Origin of the sequence: Pantoea latae (assembly GCF_002077695.1) — a bacterium.
GTDB lineage: Bacteria > Pseudomonadota > Gammaproteobacteria > Enterobacterales > Enterobacteriaceae > Pantoea > Pantoea latae.
In genome coordinates, this window is sequence record NZ_MWUE01000055.1 from 1 (window position 1) to 1,935 (window position 1,935).

Consider the following 1,935-nt stretch of genomic DNA (forward strand, 5'->3'; position numbering starts at 1 on the left):
ACCACCTCCCTCATCCAAGTATCTAATGAGCAATCGTGTTTAATAATATATTTTAATCTAACATTAAGCTCAAAAAGGTTTCTCGTGCACAATGCTATTAATGTTATATCATATTCATCTAAAAAGTTTTTAGCCAGCAAGCTTAAACACCGTTGAGTTCCTTTTGCAACATTAGTTATCACCACATTTTTATTGGTTCTTTAAATATTTTGAGAGCCTGAGCAAAACTGAATAATCCTTTTGTAATTCAAGTTAATCTTTAATATGTTCTTCTGGATGCTTTTAATTGCACCATGATTCACAAACTCTCCTAGGCTTTTCTGAGACATATCCCTCCCTTATGAAATTAAATTATTTTTAAATTCAAAAAACCATTAACCCCAGACAATAGCTAGACTGTGTCAATTTGAAAACAATCACAAGTAATATTGAATTCTTTTTAGCGGCAGAGGTTCAAGGATTATGCCAAAAGGTGCAATTTTTAAGGTTATCATGCCTCTGGCCAAATTGAGGCTGTACTAGTAAGTTTTCAGTCAACCCTGAAGCGAATTGTGAATTTCCGCTCCTCGCTCATAGCGGACTAAGTGCACCATGAGACTTCTGCCGCTCTTACCTACCACATGACGTCTCCCATACTTTGCCCTCCAACGTTTATGTGCTTCACATCAATAACCGTGTCGTGCGTGCACTTCCCATGCCAGCATGCTGACTACGGCTAGCCGGTCCGGATACCCGTCCGGGATCGCCTCCTGCTTTTCAGCGAAATTGATAATCGCCAAGATTATCTGCCGGGCCTCCTCCGTGAGCGAAGGCGTCTGAATGAGCTGTGTCACTCTGGCCATGAGGAGCTCCTTTTCGACTTGATTAGCGCCTTCAAGTACGCCACGTGATTCAGAGCTTTCTTGTTGCTGGTCGGCACGTAAAGCTTCTCCAGTTGCACACGCGGTGCCGGGATTTGCTCACCAGACCGGATGCGCGCGGCCATTTTACGCAGCTCGCCGCGACACTGGATTCTCAACTCAGATTCGCTTAACCCCTGCGCCAGCATCATGCTGTACAGGCCGGTTACCATCCAGAAGCAGGCGTTGCTCCTCCACGGATAAGCTTCGGGTGATTTGTACAGCCCGCGGCGGGCGCAGTATTTCATCACCATGTCGTAAAGCTCATCTTCGTCCGGCAGGCCCGCTGCGCTGTATTCGCCCTTTCGGCACCACTGGATAAACTCACCCGGTGAGGGCCAGAACGGCGAACCGCTGGCGCGAGCGTATTTCATTCCGGCCGACAGCTGCTGCTTAGAAGTGATACCGTTCTCCACGAAAGCCGCAATCCACTGCCGTTTCGCCGCCGCTTCGTCACGCGGGTCTTTCAAGGCCGTACTGACCGAAGCAGGGAACAGCTGCCTGAGGTTGCTGAACAGAATATCCACCAGCTGTTCAACGGCTTTGTGCACGCCCCGCTCTGCTGATCGAGATGCGCATCCGGCAACGTATGGACGCGCGTTCGAATACCGGTTGTTTGTGGCTGACAAGGAATTGTTCACAGGAAATTATTCTCCCATTCGCTGAGGTCGTTCCAGTGAGGGGCTGGTGGACTCACCTGCCCGGCTTCGCGGAGTACAGCCTGTTTGTTCTGGTAGCTGAGCTTCTGGCTGGCTGTGATAAACCAGCTTTTTGGCCGCTCATGTGAAAACTCGATGTCGAGTTTCTGCAGCTCATAGAGCAAGTCGACGCTCGAGTAGAGCCTCTGCCACGATGCAAAGTCTGCGTGGTTCAGCTTCACCACCCTGCCTTCGAAAGCGTAACGAGATAATTCCGTTTTCGTCACGTACGTCGCGTCAGCGGCGGGTGTTATGTTTTTAGGTTCTATGACTGGTTCAAAAGAGTGACTGGTTCTGGGGGCAGCTCCTGCCCCACCCCCTGGGACAACTCCTGCCCC

The 1,935-nt window shown here is 49.6% G+C and carries 1 protein-coding gene and 1 pseudogene; both read right to left on the reverse strand.

The window, feature by feature from the left end; genetic code table 11:
- Positions 1-829: 829 nt before the first annotated feature.
- The gene (locus B2J69_RS23385; RefSeq protein WP_236722780.1) at positions 830-1,450 is read right to left on the reverse strand and encodes a replication protein P; all 621 of its coding nucleotides are present in this window, start codon (positions 1,448-1,450) and stop codon (positions 830-832) included.
- A gap of 86 nt (positions 1,451-1,536) precedes the next feature.
- A pseudogene (locus B2J69_RS24435) lies at positions 1,537-1,935 on the reverse strand (hypothetical protein); the annotation flags it as partial.